We start from the raw sequence: 23,665 nt of genomic DNA, 5'->3' as shown, positions 1-23,665 counted from the left end.
GAACCTCATAGCGCCCCTCGCATCGGCCCGGCCGGCGCGGCAACCGGCGTCAAGGTGAGCCAGTTCAAGGTGCAGTCGGCATTCAAGGTCGGCGCCGGCACACCAGCCACCGGGGTGGCACCGCCGGCACGCCGGATCACGCAATCCTGCACCGCAAAAGTCCCTGCCACCCTCAGGTCGGCAAGGAAGTTCAGCAAATCCAGTTCGTGCAGCAAGTCCATATGCAAGGCCATCCGGCTGCCAAGCAGGGCGTAATCGCCCGTCGGCAAAGCGGTCTCCAGCCGGTATGGCTGCTGGACCTCGATCTCGTAAGTCAAAGGCAGCAAGCGCCGCTGCTCCTGTATCTGCCGGATCGCCTCCACCCAATCCAGCCGCCGCTCAGGCCCCACCATCCCACGGCGGCGCAACTCGACGAACTGCGGCTGGTATCGCCGGATCTCTTCCTTCTCCGTCTCGGCGTGGGCCAGCCGCAAGCGCGCACCATCGCGCTCAAGCAAGGCTGCAGCCTCCTCGAAATGCGCCCGCTTCAAATGCCACGAGCTGGCAAACACGGCGGCCAGCGACACCGCCAAGGTGGCGAGGAACACCAACAGCGCATTGCGCAGGAGCGAAAACTCGCGGAACAGTATCATGGCGTCCACCTGAGATTCAAAGTGAATTTCGACCGCTCGCCCAAGCCGGCGGGCGAACCGGCCTTGCCGCTGAGCTTGACGTTGGGCCTGATATCGAAGGGCAGCTGTTCGATCTCCACCACCATGCCCGGGGTGCGCGCCAGCTCCTGCGCAAAGCGGTTCATGCTAAGCAGCACGCTGCGGTAGTCATCCTGCTCCACCAGGACTTCCGCCTGCAGCCGCATCTGCTGTGGCGGCGCCTTGGGAATCCCGATCAGCATCGACGATTGCGGCGCTACCAGCGCCGGCGTGGGCGCGGCGCCGGGAAAGGCAGTGCTGGCTGCCACCGGCACCGCCCCCGGCGCATTGGCCCGCCAATCGAGTTGCGTAAGGCGGATTTGCGGCGAGCGCTCCAGTGCTTCGCTCAGGATGGACAGGACCGTCTGCGGCCACGGACCCTGGCGCGCCACCATCTGCGCGATCTGCACGGCGGCCTTCATATTGGAGGTCTTGTCGACGGCCGGCGGCATGCTCGACATGCTGCTCTTGTACTCGGCCGAGTATCCATGCGTCTCCTGCCGCAATTGCCCGGTATGGCTGCGCGCCAGCGAGAAACCGACAATATTCGAACCGGCCCACAACAGGCAGCAAGCCGCAATGACCGCGCTTGACGCATACAACGATTTGCGTGCGCGCCATAGGCTGTAATAGCGCTGGCGCGCTCCGAGCGGATAATGGCTGGCCGGGGCGGTGCGCGCCGCCAGTCCCAGGAACAATTGATCCGGATTGTCGGATGCCGCCAGCCTTTGCCGTGCCGCGGCTTCCTCCAATGGCATGACACGCCAGTCGAGCAGCGGCGCGATGTTGGCCGCCGCCGCCGGCGAGGCAATGCGCGCCAGCGGCAGCAATGCCAGCACCTGTAGCGGAAGGTCGCGCGTGAGCAGGTGTGCGCCGACCAGGAACTGGCGGGTGCGTTCGGCCTCCTGTTCGGCACTGGCCGCCGCCTGCGCCAGCCGCGAAAAGCGCACCTTGCCGTGCTGGAAATAGGTCTGCCGGATGCCGCTGCTGTGTTGTGTCACCAGTAGCAGATGCGGCTCGCGTCGCGCCTCTTCCGGCAGCAAGGCGCCGCTGAGAAGGGCGGGCGTGTACAGCGCCGCGAGAGGCATGCGCTGGCTTTCCAGCGTATCGAGCCAGGGCGCCAGGACGGCCGGATTGGTCAAGGCCGAGAACAGCACGATATCGTCGCGCCGGCCCTCGTCTTCGCGGCCCTGCAAGTGCGCGCAGCGGAGTGCCGTATCGCGCCATGTTTGCGCCAGGCGCCGGTCGCGCATTGCCAAGCCGGCACGCCCGGCCACATGGGGCAGCAAAAGGCGCTGGAAGTCCTCTTCCACGAGGTCGGCCAGCATCAGGGCCGGTACGTCTTCGCGGCCGTCCAGCCAGCCGGCAAATTGCGCCAGGCCATGCGGCGTGTGGTCGAAACATGGTCCCGTTCCGAGGCTGCCGCGCTCCCAAAGCCAGCAGCAAAGCCGCTCGCCGGTCAGGTGCAGGAGGAGTTTGCGGGTCATGGCTCAGATCCTGATTGAACTGATGGTGTCGTAAATCGGCCCGAGCACGGACAACATGATCCATCCCAGTACGATGCCAAGGATCACGGTCATCGCCGGCTCGATCATCGATTGCATGCGCTCGATCCTTTCGCGCACTTCGCGGTTGTAGAAGTAGGCCACGTTGCGCAGCGTGGCATCGAGCGCCCCGGTCGATTCGCCAACCCGCAGCATGCGCACGACCAGCGGTGGAAACAGCTCGACCTGCTTGAAGGCCGCGGCAACGGTATGGCCTTCCGAAATCAGCTCACGGGCGCGGCGCATGGCCGCGGCCACCACGCGGTTGCCGGCAATGCCTTCCGACAGGCGGATGCAATCGAGGACTGGAATGCCGGCGGCATACATCAGCGCGAAATAGGTCGCGAAGCGGGCCATGATCAGCTTATGCAGCACCGGCACGGCGCGCAGCATCAGGCGGTCGAAGGCGAAAGCGGTACGTTCGTTGCGCCGCAGCTGCCAGCGCAGGAGCTGCCACGCCAGCACGGGCGCGGCCAGCAGCAGATACCAGTAGTGGATGAAGATATCCGACAGCGCGATCAGGGCGCGCGTATGGAGCGGCAATTCCTGGCCCATGTTCTTGATGAAGGCGGTGAGCTGCGGCACCAGGTAGATCATCAGGAAGAACATCACCCCACCCACGATCACCAGCACGAAGGCGGGGTAGGTGACGGCCTTGCGCGCCTGTGCTGCCAGTTCGTCCTGCCATTTGAGGTTCTCGGCAAGATCGCGGAAAACCTCGTTGACCTTGCCGCTTTGTTCCCCCGCGCGAACCAGGCTGGTAAAGCTTTGGTCGAAAACTTCCGGATAGGAGGCCAGCGCGCTGGAAAGCTGCAGCCCGCCTTCGATCTTTTCCACCAGGTCCGTGATGATCTCGCGCAGCCGCAGGTTGTCTGCCCCGTCGCGCAGGTCGCGCAAGCCGTCCAGCATCGGCACGCCGGCGCTGCTCATTTGCTCCAGGTGGAAGCAGAAGTTGATCAGGTCGCGCCGTGTGACGCGCTGGCCGCCGATGCGCAGCTTGCGCTGGCGCGTTTCGCGGTAGTCGATCAGGTCCAGTGCCATGCGCTGCAGCCGCAGTTCGAGGTCGGGCACGTTATGCGCGTCCATATTTCCCGGTACGATGGCCCCGTTGGCGTCCATGGCGCGGTAGATGAACTGTGGCATGTCAGCTCAACCTGTCGGTGAGGTCGACCACGCGCGAAACCTCGTCCAGCGTGGTCATGCCTTCCATCACGCGGCGTACGCCGTCGTCGACCAGGGAGCGCAAGCCGGCGGCGCGGGCGGCATTGCGCAATTCCCTCGCCGGTGCGCGGCGCGCCACCATTTCGTCGAACTCGCCGGTCATGCGCAGCAGTTCCATGATGGCCATGCGTCCCTTGTAGCCCTGGTGCGCGCAGCGGTCGCAAGCGCCGGCGCGGAAAATTGTCGCTGGCGGGTGCTCGGCTGGAAGTCCAAGCAGGCGCCGTTCCAGTTCGTCGGCCTCGACGGCTTGCCGGCAGTGGGGGCATAGCTTTCGTACCAGCCGCTGGGCGATGATGCCGATGATGTTCCCGGCCAGCACGTCGGCCACCACGCCGAGATCGAGCAGGCGCGGGATGGCGCCGACCGCGGAGTTGGTGTGCAGCGTGGAATAGACCTGGTGCCCGGTCATGGCCGCTGCCAGCGCCATGTCGGCGGTCTCCTTGTCGCGGATCTCGCCGACCAGGATCACATCCGGGTCTTGCCGCATCATGGAGCGGATACCGTCCGCGAATCCCAGCTTGGCCGATTCGTTGACGGAAGTCTGGCGGATCTGGTGCATCGGGTATTCGACCGGGTCCTCCATCGTCATGATGTTCACGGACTCGGTGTTGATGTGGTTCAGGATCGAATACAGGGTCGTGGTCTTGCCGCTGCCGGTGGGGCCGGTGACCAGGATCAGTCCATCCGGCCGGGCGATCATCAGCTTCAGTACGTCGAGTTCATGTTCGGCCAGTCCAAGCTTCTCCAGTGGGACGATGCCTTTCTGCCGGTCCAGCACGCGCAGCACGATGTTCTCGCCGTGGGTGGTGGGCTGGCTGCTGGCGCGGAAATCGATCTGGCGGCCGGAAAACTGGATCGAGATGCGCCCATCCTGCGGCGCGCGGGTCTCGGCGATGTTCATCTGGCTGATCACCTTGAGCCGCACCGCCATGGCGGGCCAGTACGAGCGGTGCAGGCTGCGGATCTGGCGCAGGATGCCGTCGATGCGGTAGCGCACGCGCAGGAAGCTGTGCTCAGGCTCGAAGTGGATGTCGGATGCACTGTTTTGCACCGCATCGGCCAGCAGGGCGTCGATCAGGCGCACCATGGGCTGGCTGTACTCGTCGGAGGCGGCGTCCAGCGTCACCTCGCCGGTTTCGATTTCGTGCAGGATGCCGTCGATCGACAGCTCGAAACCGTAATAATGGTCAATCGCATAGGCAATGTCGGAATCGTTGACCAGCAGCGGCACCAATGCAATGCCTTTGACCAGCATGGCGCTGATCTGGTCCATCGCCACAATATTGGTGGTGTCGGACATGGCCAGCACCAGTTCATCGGTGGCGCGCTCGTACACGATGGGGAAGACGCGATAGCGCTTGGCCACCTCCTTGGGAATCAACTTGAGCGCGATGGCATCGACCACCAGGCTTTTCAGGTCGGCCGAGCGGGTATTGAGTTTTTCGCTGAGCGCCTCGCGCATCGTCGCTTCCGTCACGAAACCGAGCGCAATCAACAACTTGCCCAAGGGCTCGCTGTTGCGGGTTTGCTCGGTCAGTGCGATCCGGAGCTGGTCTTGGCTGATGACGCCTTTCTGGATCAGCAGTTTGCCGAGCGGGATTTTCTGCGTGTCGGCCATTGTGCTTTATCGGGGCGGCGTTTCGAGGACTTGTAATCGCTTGCGGACGGCGTCGATATCGAAAGTCGGCGGGCCGGCTTGCGCCAGTTCCAGCGCGCGGCGGTAATAGGTTTGCGCCAGGCGCGGCTGGTTCATGCGGTCAAGCCCGACGCCCAGGTTGAAGGCGTAATCGGCATTGTCCGGCATGGCGCTGAAGGCGCGGAAGTAGCTTTGCTGGGCTTCCGGCCAGCGGCCCTGGCGGGCGAACAGGTTGCCGAGCGCGAATTGCACGGGCCCGGAGTCGGGGTGCTGGCGCGCCAGGCCGCGCAGCCTGACTTCGCTGGCCTGCGGGTCGCCTGGGCGTAGCTCGGCCAGGCCGGCCAGGGCATCGGGATCGTTCGGGTCAAGTTCCAGCAGACGCAGGTAGTTGCTGGATGCCTGCCGGGTGTCCTGCTCGCGTAGTGCTACGGCGGCGGCGCCAAGCAGGGCGTCGCGGTTGTTGGGGTCTTGCAGCAGGGCGAGCTCGTATTGTTGCTGTGCGGTGGCCAGGTCGCCGGACTTCAGGGCGGCGTAGCCATTCTGTACGGCCGGCGCGACCTGGAGTGACGCCGTGCTGCGCACAAACTGGATGTTACCTGTTTCCCCCATTGCGGTTTTCAGCGCAGGCGCGCCTTCTTCGCGCTTGGCATGCGGAACGACAGGGGCCGGCGCAGGGGGCGGCGATGGCTGTAGTGCTGGCGCGTGAGTTTGCGCCGCGCCCTCCGCGCGCACCTGCCTTGCCGCACGTTCCGCAGCGTCGCGCATGGCTTCTGCGCGGATTGCCGGATCGGTGATGGCGGCCAGTTGCTCGGGGGTGGGGATCGTCACGTCGACATGTGGCTGCGATGCCGGGGCTCTTGCGCCCACCGCGGCGGCCGCCGGAGCAGCTCCCGCACCGAATGTTCCCGCCGTACCGTTGGCCCCGGCGAAGCCCGCCGCACCCGCGGCAGGGGCGCCGACGCCGGCGTCAGCTGCGCCGGCCGCGCCGCCTTCCGCCGCTGCCGGCAGGCCCGGGTCGGCGCCAAGCGGCGTGACATAAGGCGTCACCGGTATCGGTGCTCCTTGTTGCGTGCCGGCTTGCGCCACCTGATGCGATCCGGGCGCGGGCATCGGAACCATGGGCAGCTGCGCACCGGCCCCGGGAGCCGACACGGCACGCCAATAGATAAAAGCAAACACCGCGAGCAAGGCAGCCAGCGTTCCCGCCAATATCACAAGCCGACGTTGTGACGAGGCGAGTGCCCGTTGCAGTCCCGGACGCCGCGCGGTGTCGGCAACCGGTGCAGCGCCAGTCTGCTTGTAAGTCCCTGATACAGGCGGTGGCGAGCGCGCCGGTTCATGGCGCGCCTGCGGCGGCACCGGATCATGCGCGGCCTCCTGCGCAGCGACGACCGGCGGTTCCGCAGCGAGTGGTTCGAGCCGCCAGGCATCCGGCATGCCGGCAAACGCCGGGCCGCCTTCCATTGGCGGAGGCGAGGGCACGGCCTCGGCGCCAAAAGGCGGCTGCTCCGGCGTGTATTCATGCTCCGCATCGTTTCCATTTTGCGCACGGGCGCGTTCGGCCTTGCGCAAGGCCTGCATGAGCAAGCTCATAGTTCCCCCGCCGGCCGCGTGGGCATGAGATAGCGATAGTTGCGATAATCGCCGGCCAGGCTGGCGTCCTTCACCACCACCGGCCGCAGGAAGATCACGAGCTCCGTTTTGCTGGCCGTCTCATTCCGGTATGAGAACAGTTGGCCAAGCACCGGCACCGAGCCAATCAATGGAATGCTGTCCTTTTTGTTGTCGACCGAATCCTGCATCAAGCCGCCCATGACAGCGACCTGGCCGCTCTGGACCTTCAGGATGGACTCCATTTCGCGCGCCTGGATGACCGGCACGCGGCTCTTGACGTTCTGTTTGCTCAGCTCGGGATTGGGGTCCTCAACGTAGTCGACGATCCGGGTGATGGTGGGCCGCACGTTCAGCGTCACTTCATCCTCCGCCGAGATCTGCGGCGTCACGCTCATGACGAAGCCGACGGGCACGGTCTCCACCTTGGACTCATAGGTCGCCGGTGTGGCAATGGTGCCGGTCGATGTCAGCACCGCAGGCGTGACCTTCAGCGTAAAAAAGATGCTGTTGTCGACCACCTTCAGCAAGGCTGTCTGGTTATTCAGCACGCTGATCTTGGGGCTGCTCAGCACCTTCACTTTGCCGAACGATTCCAGCAGCTGGATGGTGGCGGTGATGTTGCCGAAGCGTGTGGTCGGGTTGGCATAGTCGAAGATGAACATTCCGGCCGAACCTTTCGGCGCCACACCGGAAGGCAGTGGCGTGGTGCCGACCTGTCCTTGTCCCAGCTTGCCGTTGCCGTTGATGCGCGCCCAGTTGATGCCTTGCTGGTACTGGTCGCTCAGTTTGACTTCAATGATGGTCGCTTCGATCAGCACTTGCCGCTTGGCGGTAGACATGATGATGTCGAGGAATTCCTGCACCTTCTCATGCTGCCGGCTTGTGGCGCGCACCGACAGCAGGCCGCCTTCCGGATTGGCGATCACGGAAGGGGAGTTGCGCGCTTGCGCAGCGCCGCCGGATCCGAACGCCGTATTCGCCGCGAGTCCGCCAACCGGTGCGCGAGCTTGCGCCGCGGCGGCCTGCGCGCCGGGATAGTTGGCCTCGGGCGCCGCGCCGGCCCCGCTGCCAGCCTGCATCTGCTGCACCATCGCACTGGCCTGCTCGCGCATCTGCGCCAGTGGATCGGTGAGCTGGTCATTCAAGGTGGTGGGCCGCAGCATGTCGCGGACGTTTTTCTCCAGGCTGTACCAGAAATTATTATCCGAGCGATTGGCGACGGAAGTCGTCGAATTATTGTTGCCGCCGTTGCCAAGCGCGCTGCCGGCCGCCGGCACCGGATTGGCCGGTGTTCCGCCGCTGTTGTACGCGGAGCCGCCAGTGGTGGAGATCTGCGTCGCGATGTTGACGCTGCTATTGGTGCTGCGCGCGATATTGACGTAATCGACCTTGTAGTGATTCCAGTAGGGCAGGTCCGGCAGTACGACGAGGTTCTTGCCCTGCAGCTCGTAGCGCATATCAACCTGCTTGCCGATGCGCGCCAACAACTGCGGCAAGGTCTGGTCGAGCGCATTCAGCGTCACCGTTCCTTCCAACGCGGGATGCACGTCGACATTCAGCCCGGCATCGCGCGCCAGCGCGAACAATACCGATTGCACCGGCACGCGGTGCACCGATACGCTATAGGTTTCCTGCCGCGCGGCGGGGCGGGGCGGCGGCAATGCGGCGCTCTGCTGCACCGGTTCCGGAATCGCACCAGCCACTGCCTCAGGTTCGGCCACGTGGTTTGGCGACAGGGGAAGTTTCGGCGCTGCGCAAGCCGCAAGCAGGACGCATAACAGGGAAGCCGCAAGGTTCTTCATGTCGTTCGTCGCCTGAAGCAAGTTGCCAGGAGTTTATCGAAAACGATCATACTGCGATTGCCCGGAATTGCCGCGCACGAATAACGGCTATCTTCAATCGCCTGGCGCACGTGGTAAGAATTTACATAGGGTAAATCCTCGGCGTAAGCCGCCATCAGCGATTTGTCGGCCAGCACATTGATGCGCCTGACGATGCCCTGCGAGCCGCGGGCGATCAGCTTCACTGCACCACGGCTGAACAGTTCCGGGCCTTGATAGCCGGCGGCGCGCAGGCGGTGCGACAGGAAATAGGGAATCTGGTCGCGCGGCATCGGCGGCACCTTGAAGCTATGCGTGATGCGTTCGCGCAGTTGTCGCATGCGCGGCAGCGCCAGGTGCTCATCCAGTTCCGGTTGGCCGAACAGCACGATCTGCAGCAGCTTGCTGCTGGCGGTTTCGAGGTTGGTCAGGAGCCGTATCGCTTCCAGCGTCTCGAGCGGCATGGCCTGCGCTTCTTCAACCAGCAGCACCACGCGGTGGGCGGCGGCATGGCGCGCGATCAGCTCCGCGTGCAAAGCGCGCAACACTTCATCGGAGCGGCGCCCGTTGGTATCCAGCCCCAGTTCGGCCGCAATGGCATGCAGCACTTCCTGCGGGCCAAGGGTAGGATTGACCAGGTACAGGACATCCACGCCGCGCGGCAGGCGCGCCGCGAGCATACGGCACAGCATGGTCTTGCCGCAGCCAACTTCGCCGGTCACTTTGACGATGCCTTCGCCTTGGGTGACAGCGTAGAGCAGGGCGGACAGGATCTCGCCGCGCGTATTCCCGCTATAGAAAAAAGCCGGGTTCGGCGTAATGCCGAAAGGGGCCTGGTGCAGGCCAAAATGTTGCTGGTACATGGCGGCGTGCAGGCATTGGGTGGGTTGGAATGGGCCCTGCAATTGGAGCACGTATCGCGAGAATTCGTCGCCCTCCAGCCACGCGCATGAACTGTGGTGAATCTATCAATGAGTTTTGCTATGCTTGCACGATTCGTTCGCATACAATTCCAAGCAAATAGTGGATCGGGGAAGCGGCATGACGAGACCGGAGAAGGTTCGTTTAGGTGAAATCCTGGTGCAGCAAAAGCTGCTGTCTGAAGAACAGCTGGGCCTGGCGCTCGCGGAGCAGAAGCGCAGCGGCCGCAAATTGGGGCGGGTGTTTGTCGAACACGGCTTTGTCACCGAAGAACAGATTTCCGGCGCGCTGGCGCGGCAGCTCAACATCCCCTACATCAACCTCAAGTTCTACCAGATCAGTTCCGACCTGGTACGGCTGCTGCCGGAGACCCAGGCGCGCCGCTTCCGCGCCCTGGTGCTGGAAGACCGCAAGGGAACCATGCTGGTCGGCCTGTCCGATCCGACCGACCTGTTTGCCTACGACGAAATCTCCCGCCTGCTGAAGCAGACGATCGAGCTGGCCGTGGTCAACGAGACCGAGGTGCTGGCCGCCATCGACCGCATCTATCGCCGCACGGAGGACATCTCCGGCCTGGCCCGCGAGCTGGAACAGGAGATGGGCGAAGGTTCGGTGGACTTTGGCGCACTGGCCGCCGCCAATCCGGGCCTGGAAGAGGCACCGGTGGTCAAGCTGCTGCAATCCTTGTTCGACGACGCGGCCCAGGTGCGCGCATCGGACATCCACATCGAGCCACAGGAAGCGCGCTTGCAGATCCGCTTCCGTATCGACGGCGTGCTGCACCTGCAGACGGAAGCCGATATCAAGATCGCACCGGCCCTGGCGCTGCGCCTCAAGCTGATGTCCGACCTGGACATTTCGGAAAAGCGCCTGCCGCAGGACGGCCGCTTCGCAGTGCGCGTCAAGAATGCCCGCATCGACGTTCGTATCTCCAGCATGCCGACGCAGTACGGCGAATCGATCGTGATGCGCTTGTTGAACCAGAGCGGCATGACCTTGCGGCTGGATGCCATCGGCATGCCCAAGACGCTGCTGGAGCGCTTCCGTGCTATCGTGGCGCGCCCGAATGGCCTGGTGCTGGTCACCGGCCCGACCGGTAGCGGCAAGACCACCACGCTGTACTGCGCGCTGGCCGAACTGAATTCGATGGAGAAGAAGCTGATCACTGTCGAGGACCCGGTCGAATACCGCCTGGCCGGCATCAACCAGGTGCAGGTCAACGAAAAGATCGAACTGGATTTTGCGCGCGTGCTGCGCTCCGCGCTGCGCCAGGACCCGGACATCGTACTGGTCGGCGAGATGCGCGACCAGGAAACCGCACAGATCGGCCTGCGTGCCGCCATGACCGGCCACCTGGTGCTGTCGACCCTGCACACCAACGATGCCGCCAGCACCCCTTTACGCCTGATGGACATGGGTGTGCCGCGCTACATGGTAGGCAGCTCGCTGCAAGCCGTGCTGGCGCAGCGGCTGCTGCGCGTCATCTGCGAGTCCTGCACCACCCCTTATACGCTGTCGCCGGCCGAACATGAATGGTTGCGCCTGGAACTGCAGGACAAGGTGGACATGGGGCAGTATTTCTACGGCAAGGGCTGCTCGCATTGCAATGGGCTTGGCTATCGCGGCCGGACCGGCATTTATGAATTGCTGGAAATGACCCAGACCGTTGTCGACGCGGCAAACGATCCCGACCCGGCCACTTTCCTCAAGGCTGCCACCCAGCAGATGGCCGGCCAGACCTTGCGCCGCCAGGCAGTCCAGCTGGTGGTGCAAGGAAGGACGACAGTCGCTGAAGCGATGCGCATCAGTAACCAGTTAGAGGATTGAAGTGCCTTACTACGCTTACAAAGGCCGTAATGGCCGAGGTGAAATGCTGGCAGGCGTGCTGGAAGGGGCGGACAGCGGGGCGGTTGCCGACCAATTGTTTGCGACCGGGGTGACGCCGGTTGAAATCAGCGAGACCTCGCAACGTACGCCGGGCAAGTCCGGCTGGCGGCAATGGTGGGAACGGCTGACCGAGAAGGGCGTCAATTCAATGGACGTGCAGTTGTTCAGCCGGCAAATGCACACCTTGCTGAAGTCGGGCGTGCCGATCATGCGCGGCCTGGCCGGTCTTCAGGAATCGGCCATCAGCAAAGCCTTCGGCCGCGTGATTGCCGACCTGCGCGAATCGCTCGATGCGGGGCGCGAACTCTCGGCGTCGATGCGGCGCCACCCGAGTGCCTTCTCGGCGTTTTACCTGTCGATGATCCGGGTCGGGGAAATGACCGGGCGCCTGGACGAGGTGTTCCTGCGCCTGTTCGATCACCTTGAATTCGAGCGCGACATGAAAGAGCGGGTGCGCGCCGCGCTGCGCTATCCGACCTTCGTCGTCTTCGCGATGGTGGTGGCAATCATCGTGATCAATATGTGGGTGATCCCCGCTTTCGAGAGCGTGTTCCGCAATCTTCACGCCGACCTGCCTTTGATGACACGCATCCTGCTCGCCACCTCGCGGTTCACGGTGGCGTACTGGCCCTTGTTTGCCGTCTTGCTGGTAGCCGGCGGCTTCGGCTTTCGCTCGTGGATTGCGACAGAAGCGGGACGCTACCAATGGGATCGCTGGAAGCTGCGCTTGCCGATCGCCGGCAAGATCATCCATAAAGGGACGATGTCCCGCTTTGCGCGGAGCTTTTCCTTGTCTGCACGCAGCGGTGTGCCCATCGTACAGGCGCTGACAGTCGTGTCGCAGACGGTGGACAATGCCTACCTCGCCGCCCGGGTCGAGCAAATGCGCGACGGGGTCGAGCGCGGCGAAAGCATCCTGCGTACTGCTGTGGCCGCGAACGTGTTCACGCCGGTCGTACTGCAGATGATCGCGGTCGGCGAGGAAACCGGTTCGCTGGATGATCTGATGGAGGAGATCGCCTCCATGTACGAGCGTGAAGTCGATTACGAGTTAAAGACTTTGTCGGCCCAGATCGAGCCGATCCTGATCACGTTCCTGGGGATCATGGTGCTGATCCTGGCGCTTGGTGTCTTCCTGCCGATCTGGGATCTGGGGAAGGTTGCCTTGAGGAAATGACGGCCCAGCACAGGTACCGGCGGTTGGAAGCCCTTCTGTGGCTGATCGTCACCTGCGTGGTGCTAGCGGTGTTTCTTGGCAGGATTTCGTTTTACACTGAGAGCGCTGAGCTGCGCGCGATTGAAATCACGCTGTCACAACTGCGCGCCGCCATCGAATTGCATCGCCTAAGATCAGCAACAGGTATTGCTCTTGAGGGTACAAATCCGATGCGCTTGTTAGCAGTGCCGCCAGGCAACTATGCGGGTGAGTTTGCCAGCATTGCCAGCGCCCCAGCCGAACCGGGCACCTGGTTTTATGACAGGCAGTCAAAGAAATTGGTTTATGTGTTGCTTAATGCTGAAAAAGCGGCTGAAAAAGCGACACCACGGCAACAAAAGATGCTGCATTTCAAGTTAGAATTGCGGCGCTTGCCCAAAACATCCGCCAGGCCTTCAGAGCCACCCGCAGACAATGCCGGAGTTGTTCTGAATCAACTCGACGACTAGCCAGATTGCCAGTCCAATTTGATTTTTGAACCGATGGGAGATGTGATGAAAAAAGTATCTAATACGATGCGTTCCGCTAAGCAAGCCGGCTTTACCTTGATTGAATTGATTGTCGTGATCGTGATCCTCGGCATCCTGGCCGCCACCGCTCTGCCGCGCTTCATTGATGTCGGCAACGAAGCGCGCGCAGCCAGCGTCGCAGCGGTGCGAGGTTCGCTGAACGCTGCCACGTCGCTGGTGCACAGCCGCTGGCTGATTGCACAGAGCAGCCCGGTGGCCATGGAGGGGTTGAACGTCGCCGTTGACGCAGCCGGCTATCCGACCGTTACCGGTACCCAGATTGCCGACATGGCCAATATCAGCGCTGCGGACTATAAGACTGTGGCGCCTGGTTCGGCGGTGGGCAATGGACCTGCGACCACGGCCACCCAGGTTGCATTCGTGCCGAACAGTGTCGCCAGCTCGACCAAGGGCGCGACGTGCTACGCGATGTACACTGCGGCCGTCCTGACGTCCAATCCGATTACGCCGCCGAGCATCACGACGGTTACGACCGGCTGCTAAGCCGTTCGCAGCCACCAGGGAGCGATGGCAACCCGCGCAGTCTCGCGTGGACGCGGCTTCACAATGGTCGAATTGATCGTTGTGCTGGTTGTCATCGGCATTCTGTCTGCTGTCGCCTTTAACCGCTTCTTTGACCGTGGTGGTTACACTGCGGCCGGCTTCGCGGCCCAGGTCAAGGCAACCTTGCGATACGGGCAAAAGCTGGCCATTGCGCAGAATCGCCCGATCTATGTCTATCTCGATAGCACCAGCGTAGCCCTGTGCTTTGCCGCATCCTGCAGCGCGGCCAACCATGTCCGGGATCCCGGCGGTGGCAATGGCTACAACGGGACGGCGCAATGCAGCAGCGACCGGACCTGGGCTTGTGTCGCACCGCCGGCCAACGTGGCACTCGTGATGTCACCGGCGAATGCCGCGAACAACCATTTCTATTTTGACGCGGGCGGCAAGCCGCAGCTGCAATCGGGCGCCGAGTTTGCCTCGCTGAACCTGCAGGTGAGGGCCGGCAGCGATCAACAGGCGGTGCGGGTGCAATGGGAAACCGGCTATGTCTATTAATTGGCATCGTCAATCCGGCCTGACTTTTATCGAGCTGATCCTGTTCATCATTATCGTCGGCATCGCGGCTGCCGCCATTTTGCGAACGCTGGCCAACACCAATGTTGCCAGCGCCGATCCGGTGCGGCGCAAGCAGGCCTTGCTGATTGCGGAGGGCCTGCTGGAGGAAGTACAGTTGGCGGCATTCACCTTCTGCGATCCGGCCGATACGACGGAAAATCCGGCAGCGCCGGCCAACTGTGCCACGCCCGAGGTGCTTGGGCCGGAAGCAGGCAACGCACGCCCCTATGACAATATCAATGACTACGCGCCAAACCTCGGTGTTTCGTACGCGGCCTTCAATAATGCCGCCGGCAAGCTGGTGGACGCGGCCGGCAACCAGCTGGGCGTGAGCGGTTATGCCGCGACGCTCACGTTGCGGGCCGAACCGTTGAACGGCATTCCTTCTACTGCCGCCGTCGCCACCCAGGAAGTGCTGCGGCTGACGGTGCGCGTGACGCATGGCGCCCAGGCCGGCGACTTTGTCGAACTCGATGCCTACCGCACCCGCCACGCACCGCAGGTGGCGCAATGAGACGCGATGGCGGCTTCACGCTGGTCGAGATGATCGTTGTGATTGTCCTGACCGGCGTTGTCACCGGCATGGTTGCCGTGTTCCTGCGCGCGCCGGTGCAAGCCTATGTCGATAGCGCGGCGCGCGCCGAGCTGAGCGATAGCGCCGACATCGCCGTCCGGCGTGTGGCGCGCGAGGTGCGGCGCGCCCTGCCAAACAGCGTCAGGGTCGGCGGCGGCGGGTCTACCGTTGAATTCTTTCTGACCAAATCCGGCGGGCGGTATCTTGCGGAAGAGGACGACGAAGGGAACGGCTACCTGAGTTTTACCGACAGCACGGACCGGACTTTCACCGTGGTCGGACAAATGCCGTCGCCCGCCATCGTGCCCGGCGCCGACTCCATTGTGGTCTACAACCTCGGCCCCGGCATCGACCGGGCGGACGCCTACGCGGGCGACAATATCGCGCTGGTGACAGCGGTGGCGGGCAATACCGTCACACTGGCCAGCAACCCTTTCGCCAGCACCGGGACGACGGCGGCGGTCCTGAGTTCGCCGGCGCGCCGCTTCCAGGTGGTCTCCGGGCCTGTCAGTTTCGTATGCGACCTGCCGAACCGGCAACTGCTCCGCCAGTGGAACTATGCGGCGCCGTCCATCACGCCAAGCGTTGCGGTACTGGCCAGTAATGTGACGGCCTGCCGTTTCAGCTACGAAGCCAGCATCGCCAACACCCGCTCCGGACTGCTCGGCATCAGCCTGACCTTGACGCGGCCGGACGCAGCGGCCGAATCGGTGCAGCTGTTCCACCAGGTTCATGTGGACAATCCGATATGAAGGCCATCCGCACATATTCGCGCGAGCGCGGCGTCAGCCTGGTGGCGGCCATTTTCCTGGTCGTCGTGCTGGCTTTCCTGGCGGTCGCAATCGTCACCGTCACTTCGACCCAGCAGGCTGGCTTCGCGCTGGACGTGCAGGGCACCAGGGCCTATCTGGCGGCGCGCTCCGGTATCGAATGGGGCATGCACCGCCAGTTGCGCAGCAACGCGCTGTGCCCGGCAGCCAGCGGGGCTTCGTCGACGTCGAACTTTGCGATGCCGGCCAACACCACCCTCAGCCCGTATACTGTCACGGTGACGTGCACCACGACTGTGCTCGGGGCGCTCAAGCGCTATCGCATGCGCGTGGTCGCGTGCAACCAGCCGGCGGCGGGCGCTTGCCCGAATGCGAACAATAGTGCGGATTACGTGCAGCGCATAATGCAGGTCGACTTTGGAGACTGACAAGGTGAATTCCGTGATGCGCCTTTGCCGACTCTTGCTGCTTGCGGTCCTCTGCCTCGGACAGGCCGGCCCGGTTCGGGCCGACACCACGATTTCGCTGTTCAAGAGTTACGCCGGCAACGTCAATTTCGTCGGCGCCCAGCGCACGCTGCGCAAGGCATCCAACACCACCAATCCTTGCACGATTTATGCTGCCAACGAAACGACCGATGCCACCATCAGCGGCATTCCGGCCAGCGCCAAAATCCTGAGTGCCCAGTTGTATTGGGCCGCATCGGGAAGTACTACCGACTACTCGGTGGCGTTCGAAGGCAAGACGGTCAGCGCACCATCTTCGCGCCAGTACAAGAGCGCTACCGTAGGCTATGATTTTTTCAGCGGCGCCTACGATATAACGGCTGAGGTGACTGCGAAGCGCAACGGGAAATACACGTTTTCGGGCCTGACCATCAACAACGCCGCCAAGTGGTGCGATGTACAGGCCGTCGTGGGCGGTTGGGCGATGGTTGTGGTGTATTCGCTGCCAAGCGAAACGTTCCGGGTCCTGAATATTTACGAAGGCTTCCAGTACATCCAGTACAGCAGCGTTTCATTGTCGCTGTCTAATTTCAAGATTCCGCCCCTGACGACCCAGACCGGGCGCGTGGCGCATATCACCTGGGAAGGCGACGCCACGCTGAGTAGTACCTCGAACGGGGAGTTCCTGACGTTTAACGGCTATTCGATGTCGAACACGGTCAATCCGCCAGGCAACCAGTTCAACTCGGTCAGTACCATCGCAGGCACCGACTCGGCATCGTATGGGATCGACTATGATTCCTACACCGTCAGCAGCCCCATCATCCAGTCCGGTCAAACCAGCGCGACCACGGTGTACCGCTCGGAACAGGATCTGGTCTTGCTCAGCGCTGAAGTCATTGCAGTGCCGAATACGCCGGTCACCGACCTTGGCATCACGATCTCCCGCGACCAGGCGCCGACGCTTGGCCAGACCATGGTGTACACGGTCAACGTCACCAACTACGGGCCTGCGGCCGAGCCGGGGACGGTGCAGGTGGTTGACAACCTGCCGTCGCAGGTCAGCCTGGTGTATGCCGGTGGCGATGGCTGGACTTGCGCGCAAGCGGGCCAGAAGGTCACATGCAACTACAACACGCCGCTGGACGTCGGGGCCAGCGCGCCGCCACTGCAGTTGACGGTCATGGTCAATACGGTCACCAATTCCCTGAGCAACACGGTGACCGTCAGCGGCAGCGAGTTCGACAACCAGATGTCCAACAACAGCGCCACCGACACGGCGGCGGTGGAGGTGGCGCCTTATGTGTTCACCCAGTCGAAATGCACGAAAGGCGTGGCCTTCGGCAGTGCGGGCCAATGCCTGTTCATCGACTGGAAGAGCGTGGTCGCGGGCGACGACATACCGGTGTTCGTCACCCTGGTCAATGCATCGGGTGTCCCCACCGCGCAGAGCACGACCTTGCCGACCATCGTCACCATGCGCTTCGGCATGTCCTGCCAGAATCCCGCCAAGGCGTCGGCGGAGTTTGCTTCCTTCCCGGACCGGGCTTCGCTGCTGCCCAAATGCGCCGAAAACAGCGCCACGCCAAGCGGGACGCAATGGTCGGCATACCGCGTCCTGGCGGTCGATGCCAACCAGGCCAGTATCAGCAGCCCGCTGACCTTCAATTATTTCGATGTCGGCCGCATCAAGCTGTTCATGCAGGACTCGAGCGGCAAGACCGGCGCCAGCGGGCCGGTGGTCATGCGGCCTTATATGCTGGAGATGGAAGTCTTCAAGACCGCCGCCGACGGAACCCGGACCGATAACCCCGGTGCCACCACGGCCGCCGGCGCGAAATTCGCCGCCGCCGGCGAACCGTTTACCTTGCGCGTGGGCGTGCGGACGCGTGACAAAACCAGCGGAACCAAATACTTCGCCCAGAATTTTGGTAATGAGATTTCGCCGCGCAGCGTCTACTTCAATCCGAATCCAAGCGATGGCCTGAGCTTTGCCGACATGGTGGCGCGGCCGGAACTGGAAGGCAGCCTGAATCCATTTTCGCTGGGGCGCTCATCCGGCACCTTCAATTATCCCGAAGTCGGCATCATCACCGTGAAGGCGACGCTGGCTGGCAACGACTATCTCGGCAGTGGCGGCATCGACCCGGCGACCACCAATATCGGCCGCTTTGTGCCCGATCATTTCAATACCGTGCTGGAAGCTTCGGATTCGCTGGGGCCGATCCTGCCTTGCCCGGCGGACGTGCCTTGCTCGGGCAGCAGTGGCATGGTGTATTCCGGTCTGCCGTTTGCCACTACCGTAAGCGCCCATGATGTCGACGGCAACCTGCTCAAGAATTACCGCGGTGCTTTTTCCAAGGCAGTTTACCTGTGCGGCGCCGGCAACCAGGTATTGGCGCCGCCCAGCGGCGGTGTTTGCCCGGCGCTCACTTTCGGCGCCGCCACGCCGGACAATGCGCTGCGGCGCGACAAGAAAGCCGCCATGGTGAAGGATAGCGGCGACCTCGATTTCGACAACGACGACGGCACACTGGCGCTGGCCCTGGACTATAAGCTGGCGAATCCCTATTCGATCAACGGTCCGGCGAACTCCGGGCGCCAGGCGCCGTCGCTGATACACGTGAGGGCGACCGACGCCGATGGCGTCAATTCATTATATGGCTACAATGCGGCGCGCGAACTGGTCGAGGGGAAAGTGGTCGTGGCCAATGCGCGCCTGTTCCTGCCCAATGTCTTCGGCTCCGAATTGCAATACCTGCCGGTCAACGCGCTGGCCCAATATTGGAACGGCACGCGCTGGGCCACCAGTGCCGGCGATGCGATGGCCGATGTGGTCAACCCGGGCCTGCTGCGCTTCACGAATTGCAAGAAGAACCTGCTGGCGGGCGGCGCCTGCAAGACAGCCCTCGGCGCCACGGCGACCACCCTGCGGTCGATCAATATGGGACTCGTGCGTTTCTTGCTGAAGGCACCCGGTGCAGGCAATAACGGCACCACGGATTATTACCTGGACCCTTTGCTGGCGCCGGAGTGGTTGCCGAGTACGGTAGGCAGGGCGACTTTTGGCATTTATCGCAACACCCCCGTCACTTACCTCAGGGAATTGTACTGACAGTGCATCCGAACAATGGCAAGATATAACAGATTAATCAAAGAATTACGATTGTTTCTTCATCCAAAAGTTTGAAGACAGGGCGCCCATGCAATTTTTCTCGAAAGCGAAAAAAGAAAAAGACGCCTGGCTGGTGTTTGCGCCGACAGCCGAGGGCATGGCCCTGGCGACGATGCGCCGGCAGGGCGCGGGCACCCCGGTCTTGCTTGCGTGCGGCGAGGCCGCGCCCGCAAGCGGCACGCCGGACGCCCTGGCGCGTACCGCCAAGGCGCGCCAGGCCGCGCGCTTCCGTTGCAGTACGCTGCTGTCGCCCAATGAATATCAATTGTTGACGGTCGAAGCGCCCAACGTGCCGCAGGATGAATTGAAGACCGCCGTGCGCTGGCGCATGAAGGACATGCTGGATTTCCATGTGGACGACGCGACGTTCGATGTCATGGCGATTCCGGTGGAACGCTCAAGCGGCCGCACGCCGAGCATCTTTGTGGTCGCGGCCCGCAACAGTGTGATCCGCGAGCGCCAGGAATTGTTTTTCGGTGCGGGCATCACGCTGGAAGTGATCGATATTCCCGAAACAGCCCAGCGCAATGTTTCCGCCTTGATGGAGCAGGATGGACGCGGCCTGGCCATGCTGTCGCTTGGCCCGCAGGGCGGGCTGCTGACGGTCACCTATATGGGCGAGCTGTACCTGGCGCGCCGTATCGACTTGACGCCTGAGCAGATCGAGGACGCCGACCCGGACCGGCGGCACGCGGCGCTGGACCGCATGATGCTTGAAGTGCAGCGTTCACTCGACCATTTCGAACGTCAGTTCAGCTTTGTGTCCATCGCCAGGATGGTCCTGGCACCCGGGTGCAGCGAGTCGCTGTTGAACTACCTGGCGTCGAATATGTACATGCCGGTCGTCCAATGCAACCTGGCCGACGTGATTGACCTGACGGGCGTGCCCGAATTGCTCGACTGTGCGCAACAGGCGCATTATTTCTTCGCCGTCGGGGCCGCCTTGCGCCAGGAGGTGGGCGGCCCATGAGCCAGCAGATCAACCTGTTCAATCCAATCTTCATGCGGCAGCGCCACAGCTTTGGCGCGCGCGGCATGGCACTGGCCTTGGCCTTGATGCTGGTGGGGGTGATTGCCATGGTGGTCTTTGCACAGTGGCAGTTGGTGCCATTGCGTAGCCAGTCCGCACGCCAGGCAAGCATGTTGCAAGAGCACCAGGCCCGCCTCGCCGAGGTCAGCGTGCAGTTTGCGCCGCGCGCCGCCGATCCCGCCCTGAAAGGGCAGCTGGAGGCCAAGGATGCGCGGCTGAAGTCGCTACAGCAGGCAACGCAGATGCTGCGCCAGGCGGAAGGCGAGGGCGCGCAAGGCTTCGCGGATTATTTCCGGGCATTCGCGCGCCAAAGTGTCAGCGGCTTGTGGCTGACCGAAGTTGCGGTGCAGGGTGAAAAACGCGAGGTCAGCCTGCATGGACGCGTGCTGCAGGCAGCACTGGTTCCGGCCTACCTGTCCCGGCTGGGCAGTGAGCCGGTGTTGCGCGGCAAATCGTTCCAGGCGCTGGACATGGCGCCTGCGGCCCAGCCGGCGCCGGTTGAGGCGGTAGTTCCACCATCCTTGCCGCTGACGACGGCGCCGGGAACCAGCGGAGCTGTCCAGTCGCCGCCCTTGCCGGAGACGCGTTTCCTGGAGTTTCGCCTGCGCAGCAGCGCAGCTGCCCCAGCTGGGCCTTCCGGGGGGCAGCCATGAAAGCGGCCTTGCTGAAACTGGAGCAGCGTGTCGATGCCATGCCCTTGCGGCAGCGCATGGCCCTGTTCGCCGGGGCCATAGTTACGCTGGCTGCCATTGCCTGGTTCGGGCAGTTCGGCCCGATGCTGGCCGAGCGCCAGTCTCTGCGTGGCGTCATCGCACAGCAGCAGGCCCAGCTTGATGCGGTGGACAAGAGTATCGAGTCGGCGTTGAAAGCCTTCGAATCCGACCCCAATGCCGCGCTGCAGCGGCGCCTGGCGACGGTCCAGGAGCAGATCCGCAGCACCAGCGAGGACTTGTTGAACCGCAGGCAGGGATTGGTGCAGCCGCAGCGGATCGTGCCGCTGCTGCAGCAAATCCTGGCCGCACGGCCGGGGCTGAAAGTCCTTGCCTTGAAAACGCTGCCGGTGAGCGGCTTGCATGATGGGCAGTTCGAGGCGCTGGGAACCAGCACGGCGGGCCCCACGCCGGCTGCGGCAGCCCAGCCCGTTCGTCCGGCGGCGGCACTCATGTACCGCCATGGTGTCGAACTGGTGGTCCAGGGCAGCTACGCCGATTTGCTGGGCTACATGGAAGCGCTGGAGAAAGTCTCGCCACGCATGATCTGGGGCAGCGCACGTTTAAACGTGATCAAACATCCCGAGGCGAATTTGACGCTGACAGTCTATACGCTGAGTCTTGACGATACATGGGTGCAGTTATGAGGAGCAGGTTGGCCATGTTGGCCATGTTGGCCTGGCAGACGGCGATGGCGCAGCAAGCGCTGCCGGATCCTACGCGCCCACCGCCGGAAGTGCTGCTGCCACCGGCCGATAAAGCGCTACCTGCGGTACCGGCGGCAACCGGCCCGCAGTTGCAGTCGGTGTTGCTGGCCAGGCGGCCGGGGGGGCGCAGGCTGGCGGTCATCGACGGTGCGATCGTGCCGCTGGGGGGCAAGGTGGATGGGGCAATCCTGGTGGAGGTACGCGAGAGCGCTGTGGTCCTGCAACGCGGCAAACGAAAGCAGGTGCTTAAATTGGTATCATCGGGACACGAAAAGGCGCAACAGCCATGACAAAGAACACGATCCTCTCGAAAGCCCCGCGCAGATGCCGGCTCATGGCTGGAAGCGGCGTGCTGGCATTGCTGGCGGCATGCACCCAGACGCCAATGCGCGACACTTACAACACCATCAGCAGCGAAATGAAGTCGGCCGCACAGGCCGCGGCCGGCGCAGCGGTCCCTGGCCCGGTGTCCGACGCCTTGCTGCCCTCGGCCGAACAATTGGCGGCGCAACTGCCGAAGGCGCGGCCGGTGCTGGAGGAGCGCTTCAATGTCGCCTTTAACGACGTGCCGGCCCAGCAGTTTTTCCATTCGCTGGTCGCGGGCACGCGCTACAACATGCTGGTGCATCCGGAAGTGGGCGGAAACATCACGGCCAACCTGAAGGACGTCACCATTCCCGAGGCGCTGGAAGCGGTGCGCGAGATGTACGGCTACGATTATCGCGTCGAAGGTACGCGGATCTCGATCAGGCCGCTGACCATGCAAAGCAGGATGTTCCAGGTGAATTACCTGACCGCGGCGCGGCGCGGATCGTCGAACCTGCGCGTGACGTCGACCTCGGTGCAGAACGTTGCAAACAATAGCGGCGGCAACAACAATGGCGCCGATAACAACAATAACAACAACCGCCAGAACCGCAACAACAATAGCGGCGATCCGAATTCTCCCAACGCCAACGTGCTGGACGAAGCGGCCAACGTGACCACACGCTCCGAATCGGACTTCTGGGCGGAACTGAAGCTGTCGCTGGAAGCGATTGTCGGCAGCGGCAAGGACGGGCGCACGGTGGTGGTCAGCCCGCAGTCCGGGCTGGTGGTGATTCGCGGCATGCCGGAAGACTTGAGGAATGTCGACCGCTACCTGAAGGCCACGCAATTGGCCGTCGCGCGCCAGGTCATCCTGGAGGCAAAGATCCTTGAAGTGGAGTTGAGCGAAAAAGCGCAGTCGGGCATCAACTGGGCCGCTTTCGGATCGCGTATTTCAGCCGGGATGGTCGGACCCGGCACGGCGCTGGCACCGCGTATCAACGGCGTTACCTCGCTGATGGGGCAACCAAACGGCCTGCTGGCCACGCCGGGCAGCGCACTGGCCGCCGCCACCGGCGCTCCAGGTTCCCTGTTCGGCCTGGCGTTCCAGAGCTCGAATTTTGCGGCCTTGATTTCCTTCCTTGAATCGCAGGGCACGGTGCACGTGCTGTCCAGCCCGCGGATTGCAACGCTCAACAACCAGAAAGCCGTGCTGAAGATCGGTACCGATGAGTTCTTCGTTACCGGCGTCAGTACTACGACCAATACCAACGCGACGGGAAACGGTACCGTCTCGCCGAACGTGACGCTGCAGCCGTTCTTCTCTGGCGTGGTGCTGGACGTGACGCCGCAGATCGATGAGAAGGGCAATATCATCCTGCACGTGCACCCGTCCGTGAGCCAGGTGTCGACTGTTAACAAGAATATCAACCTGGGGAATGCGGGCAGCCTGAACCTGCCGCTGGCCGCTTCGGCCACCTCCGAAATGGACAGCATGGTGCGGGGAGAGAACGGCAGCGTGGTCGCCATCGGTGGCCTGATGCGCCAATCGACCAGTGCCGATCGCTCGCAGATACCGGTCGCCGGGCGCATTCCCGTCCTGGGCGGACTATTTCGCAGCACCGCCGACACGATCCAAAAACGCGAGCTGGTGGTGCTGATCAAACCGACCATCGTTGAAACCGCCAGCGACTGGAGCCAGGACCTGATGGAGAGCAAGCGCCGCATCGAGGACCTGGACCCAAGCAAAACCACGGGGCGCCGCTGA

21 protein-coding genes are annotated in these 23,665 nt (G+C 63.1%); 14 read left to right on the top strand and 7 right to left on the bottom strand.

What is annotated here, in order from left to right:
* Positions 1-5 precede the first annotated feature (5 nt).
* From BM269_RS21905 to BM269_RS21870, 7 genes are read right to left on the bottom strand one after another with little or no spacing between them, the layout of a single operon-like run.
* A complete protein-coding gene (locus BM269_RS21905; protein WP_139232824.1) occupies positions 6-632 on the bottom strand; it encodes a hypothetical protein in 627 nt (208 codons plus the stop codon).
* Entirely contained in the window at positions 629-2,176 is a 1,548-nt protein-coding gene (locus BM269_RS21900) for a hypothetical protein (protein WP_090442107.1), read from the bottom strand. The genes BM269_RS21905 and BM269_RS21900 overlap by 4 nt, the downstream gene beginning before the upstream one ends.
* A gap of 3 nt (positions 2,177-2,179) precedes the next feature.
* A complete protein-coding gene (locus BM269_RS21895; RefSeq protein ID WP_090442104.1) occupies positions 2,180-3,376 on the bottom strand; it encodes a type II secretion system F family protein in 1,197 nt (398 codons plus the stop codon).
* A 1-nt stretch (position 3,377) separates the two neighbouring features.
* Positions 3,378-5,072 (bottom strand): GspE/PulE family protein, encoded by a 1,695-nt coding sequence (locus BM269_RS21890; RefSeq protein ID WP_090442101.1) that lies wholly within the window; start codon positions 5,070-5,072, stop codon positions 3,378-3,380.
* A gap of 6 nt (positions 5,073-5,078) precedes the next feature.
* A complete protein-coding gene (locus tag BM269_RS29515; RefSeq protein WP_170860451.1) occupies positions 5,079-6,683 on the bottom strand; it encodes a tetratricopeptide repeat protein in 1,605 nt (534 codons plus the stop codon).
* Positions 6,680-8,506, bottom strand: a complete 1,827-nt coding sequence (mshL, locus tag BM269_RS21875; RefSeq protein WP_090442096.1) for a pilus (MSHA type) biogenesis protein MshL — start codon at positions 8,504-8,506, stop codon at positions 6,680-6,682. The genes BM269_RS29515 and mshL (BM269_RS21875) overlap by 4 nt, the downstream gene beginning before the upstream one ends.
* Positions 8,503-9,387 carry an ExeA family protein gene (locus BM269_RS21870; protein WP_090442420.1) on the bottom strand — a complete coding sequence of 295 codons (885 nt, stop codon included), beginning with the start codon at positions 9,385-9,387 and terminating at the stop codon, positions 8,503-8,505. Before BM269_RS21870 ends, mshL (BM269_RS21875) begins: the two co-directional genes overlap by 4 nt.
* A gap of 178 nt (positions 9,388-9,565) precedes the next feature.
* Between BM269_RS21870 and BM269_RS21865 the strand changes: the two genes are divergently transcribed.
* The 14 genes from BM269_RS21865 (at position 9,566) to mshL (BM269_RS21800) (ending at position 23,665) form a co-directional block, all read left to right on the top strand.
* Entirely contained in the window at positions 9,566-11,272 is a 1,707-nt protein-coding gene (locus BM269_RS21865) for a GspE/PulE family protein (RefSeq protein WP_090442093.1), read from the top strand.
* Position 11,273: 1 nt separating this feature from the next.
* Positions 11,274-12,509, top strand: a complete 1,236-nt coding sequence (locus tag BM269_RS21860; RefSeq protein ID WP_090442090.1) for a type II secretion system F family protein — start codon at positions 11,274-11,276, stop codon at positions 12,507-12,509.
* Between the two features lie 23 nt (positions 12,510-12,532).
* Positions 12,533-12,997, top strand: a complete 465-nt coding sequence (locus BM269_RS21855) for a hypothetical protein (protein ID WP_139232822.1) — start codon at positions 12,533-12,535, stop codon at positions 12,995-12,997.
* 45 nt (positions 12,998-13,042) lie between these two features.
* Positions 13,043-13,561, top strand: a complete 519-nt coding sequence (locus tag BM269_RS30065; RefSeq protein ID WP_304443173.1) for a type II secretion system protein — start codon at positions 13,043-13,045, stop codon at positions 13,559-13,561.
* Between the two features lie 24 nt (positions 13,562-13,585).
* Positions 13,586-14,119, top strand: coding sequence for a prepilin-type N-terminal cleavage/methylation domain-containing protein (locus tag BM269_RS21845; RefSeq protein ID WP_090442079.1), 534 nt, complete (start codon positions 13,586-13,588; stop codon positions 14,117-14,119).
* Entirely contained in the window at positions 14,109-14,693 is a 585-nt protein-coding gene (locus BM269_RS21840) for a prepilin-type N-terminal cleavage/methylation domain-containing protein (RefSeq protein WP_090442075.1), read from the top strand. The genes BM269_RS21845 and BM269_RS21840 overlap by 11 nt, the downstream gene beginning before the upstream one ends.
* Positions 14,690-15,505 (top strand): type II secretion system protein, encoded by an 816-nt coding sequence (locus BM269_RS29510; RefSeq protein ID WP_090442072.1) that lies wholly within the window; start codon positions 14,690-14,692, stop codon positions 15,503-15,505. The genes BM269_RS21840 and BM269_RS29510 overlap by 4 nt, the downstream gene beginning before the upstream one ends.
* A complete protein-coding gene (locus BM269_RS21830; protein WP_090442069.1) occupies positions 15,502-15,951 on the top strand; it encodes a hypothetical protein in 450 nt (149 codons plus the stop codon). Before BM269_RS29510 ends, BM269_RS21830 begins: the two co-directional genes overlap by 4 nt.
* On the top strand, positions 15,941-19,084 hold the full coding sequence (locus tag BM269_RS21825; protein WP_090442067.1) for a DUF6701 domain-containing protein: 3,144 nt from the start codon (positions 15,941-15,943) through the stop codon (positions 19,082-19,084). The genes BM269_RS21830 and BM269_RS21825 overlap by 11 nt, the downstream gene beginning before the upstream one ends.
* Before the next feature lie 88 nt (positions 19,085-19,172).
* Complete coding sequence (gene pilM, locus BM269_RS21820) at positions 19,173-20,114, top strand: type IV pilus biogenesis protein PilM (protein WP_090442065.1); 942 nt, start codon at positions 19,173-19,175, stop codon at positions 20,112-20,114.
* Positions 20,111-20,827 (top strand): hypothetical protein, encoded by a 717-nt coding sequence (locus BM269_RS21815; RefSeq protein WP_090442062.1) that lies wholly within the window; start codon positions 20,111-20,113, stop codon positions 20,825-20,827. Before pilM ends, BM269_RS21815 begins: the two co-directional genes overlap by 4 nt.
* Entirely contained in the window at positions 20,824-21,531 is a 708-nt protein-coding gene (locus BM269_RS21810; protein WP_090442059.1) for a type II secretion system protein M, read from the top strand. Before BM269_RS21815 ends, BM269_RS21810 begins: the two co-directional genes overlap by 4 nt.
* Before the next feature lie 14 nt (positions 21,532-21,545).
* Complete coding sequence (locus tag BM269_RS21805) at positions 21,546-21,881, top strand: MSHA biogenesis protein MshK (RefSeq protein WP_229204739.1); 336 nt, start codon at positions 21,546-21,548, stop codon at positions 21,879-21,881.
* Positions 21,878-23,665, top strand: coding sequence for a pilus (MSHA type) biogenesis protein MshL (gene mshL, locus BM269_RS21800; protein WP_090442056.1), 1,788 nt, complete (start codon positions 21,878-21,880; stop codon positions 23,663-23,665). Before BM269_RS21805 ends, mshL (BM269_RS21800) begins: the two co-directional genes overlap by 4 nt.

It is taken from the genome of Duganella sp. CF458 (assembly GCF_900113115.1).
Lineage (GTDB): Bacteria > Pseudomonadota > Gammaproteobacteria > Burkholderiales > Burkholderiaceae_D > Rugamonas.
This window is presented reverse-complemented; position numbering and strand designations above follow the sequence as displayed.

Excerpts from the sequence above, each read along its gene's own strand:
- BM269_RS21900 (WP_090442107.1), bottom strand. The coding sequence starts at position 2,176 with ATGACCCGCAAACTCCTCCTGCACCTGACCGGCGAGCGGCTTTGCTGC.
- BM269_RS21830 (WP_090442069.1), top strand. The coding sequence starts at position 15,502 with ATGAAGGCCATCCGCACATATTCGCGCGAGCGCGGCGTCAGCCTGGTG.
- BM269_RS21895 (WP_090442104.1), bottom strand. The coding sequence starts at position 3,376 with ATGCCACAGTTCATCTACCGCGCCATGGACGCCAACGGGGCCATCGTA.
- BM269_RS21845 (WP_090442079.1), top strand. The coding sequence starts at position 13,586 with ATGGCAACCCGCGCAGTCTCGCGTGGACGCGGCTTCACAATGGTCGAA.
- BM269_RS21890 (WP_090442101.1), bottom strand. The coding sequence starts at position 5,072 with ATGGCCGACACGCAGAAAATCCCGCTCGGCAAACTGCTGATCCAGAAA.
- BM269_RS29510 (WP_090442072.1), top strand. The coding sequence starts at position 14,690 with ATGAGACGCGATGGCGGCTTCACGCTGGTCGAGATGATCGTTGTGATT.
- BM269_RS21805 (WP_229204739.1), top strand. The coding sequence starts at position 21,546 with ATGTTGGCCATGTTGGCCTGGCAGACGGCGATGGCGCAGCAAGCGCTG.
- BM269_RS21905 (WP_139232824.1), bottom strand. The coding sequence starts at position 632 with ATGATACTGTTCCGCGAGTTTTCGCTCCTGCGCAATGCGCTGTTGGTG.
- mshL (WP_090442096.1), bottom strand. The coding sequence starts at position 8,506 with ATGAAGAACCTTGCGGCTTCCCTGTTATGCGTCCTGCTTGCGGCTTGC.
- pilM (WP_090442065.1), top strand. The coding sequence starts at position 19,173 with ATGCAATTTTTCTCGAAAGCGAAAAAAGAAAAAGACGCCTGGCTGGTG.
- BM269_RS21865 (WP_090442093.1), top strand. The coding sequence starts at position 9,566 with ATGACGAGACCGGAGAAGGTTCGTTTAGGTGAAATCCTGGTGCAGCAA.
- mshL (WP_090442056.1), top strand. The coding sequence starts at position 21,878 with ATGACAAAGAACACGATCCTCTCGAAAGCCCCGCGCAGATGCCGGCTC.
- BM269_RS21840 (WP_090442075.1), top strand. The coding sequence starts at position 14,109 with ATGTCTATTAATTGGCATCGTCAATCCGGCCTGACTTTTATCGAGCTG.
- BM269_RS30065 (WP_304443173.1), top strand. The coding sequence starts at position 13,043 with ATGAAAAAAGTATCTAATACGATGCGTTCCGCTAAGCAAGCCGGCTTT.
- BM269_RS21810 (WP_090442059.1), top strand. The coding sequence starts at position 20,824 with ATGAAAGCGGCCTTGCTGAAACTGGAGCAGCGTGTCGATGCCATGCCC.
- BM269_RS21815 (WP_090442062.1), top strand. The coding sequence starts at position 20,111 with ATGAGCCAGCAGATCAACCTGTTCAATCCAATCTTCATGCGGCAGCGC.
- BM269_RS29515 (WP_170860451.1), bottom strand. The coding sequence starts at position 6,683 with ATGAGCTTGCTCATGCAGGCCTTGCGCAAGGCCGAACGCGCCCGTGCG.
- BM269_RS21870 (WP_090442420.1), bottom strand. The coding sequence starts at position 9,387 with ATGTACCAGCAACATTTTGGCCTGCACCAGGCCCCTTTCGGCATTACG.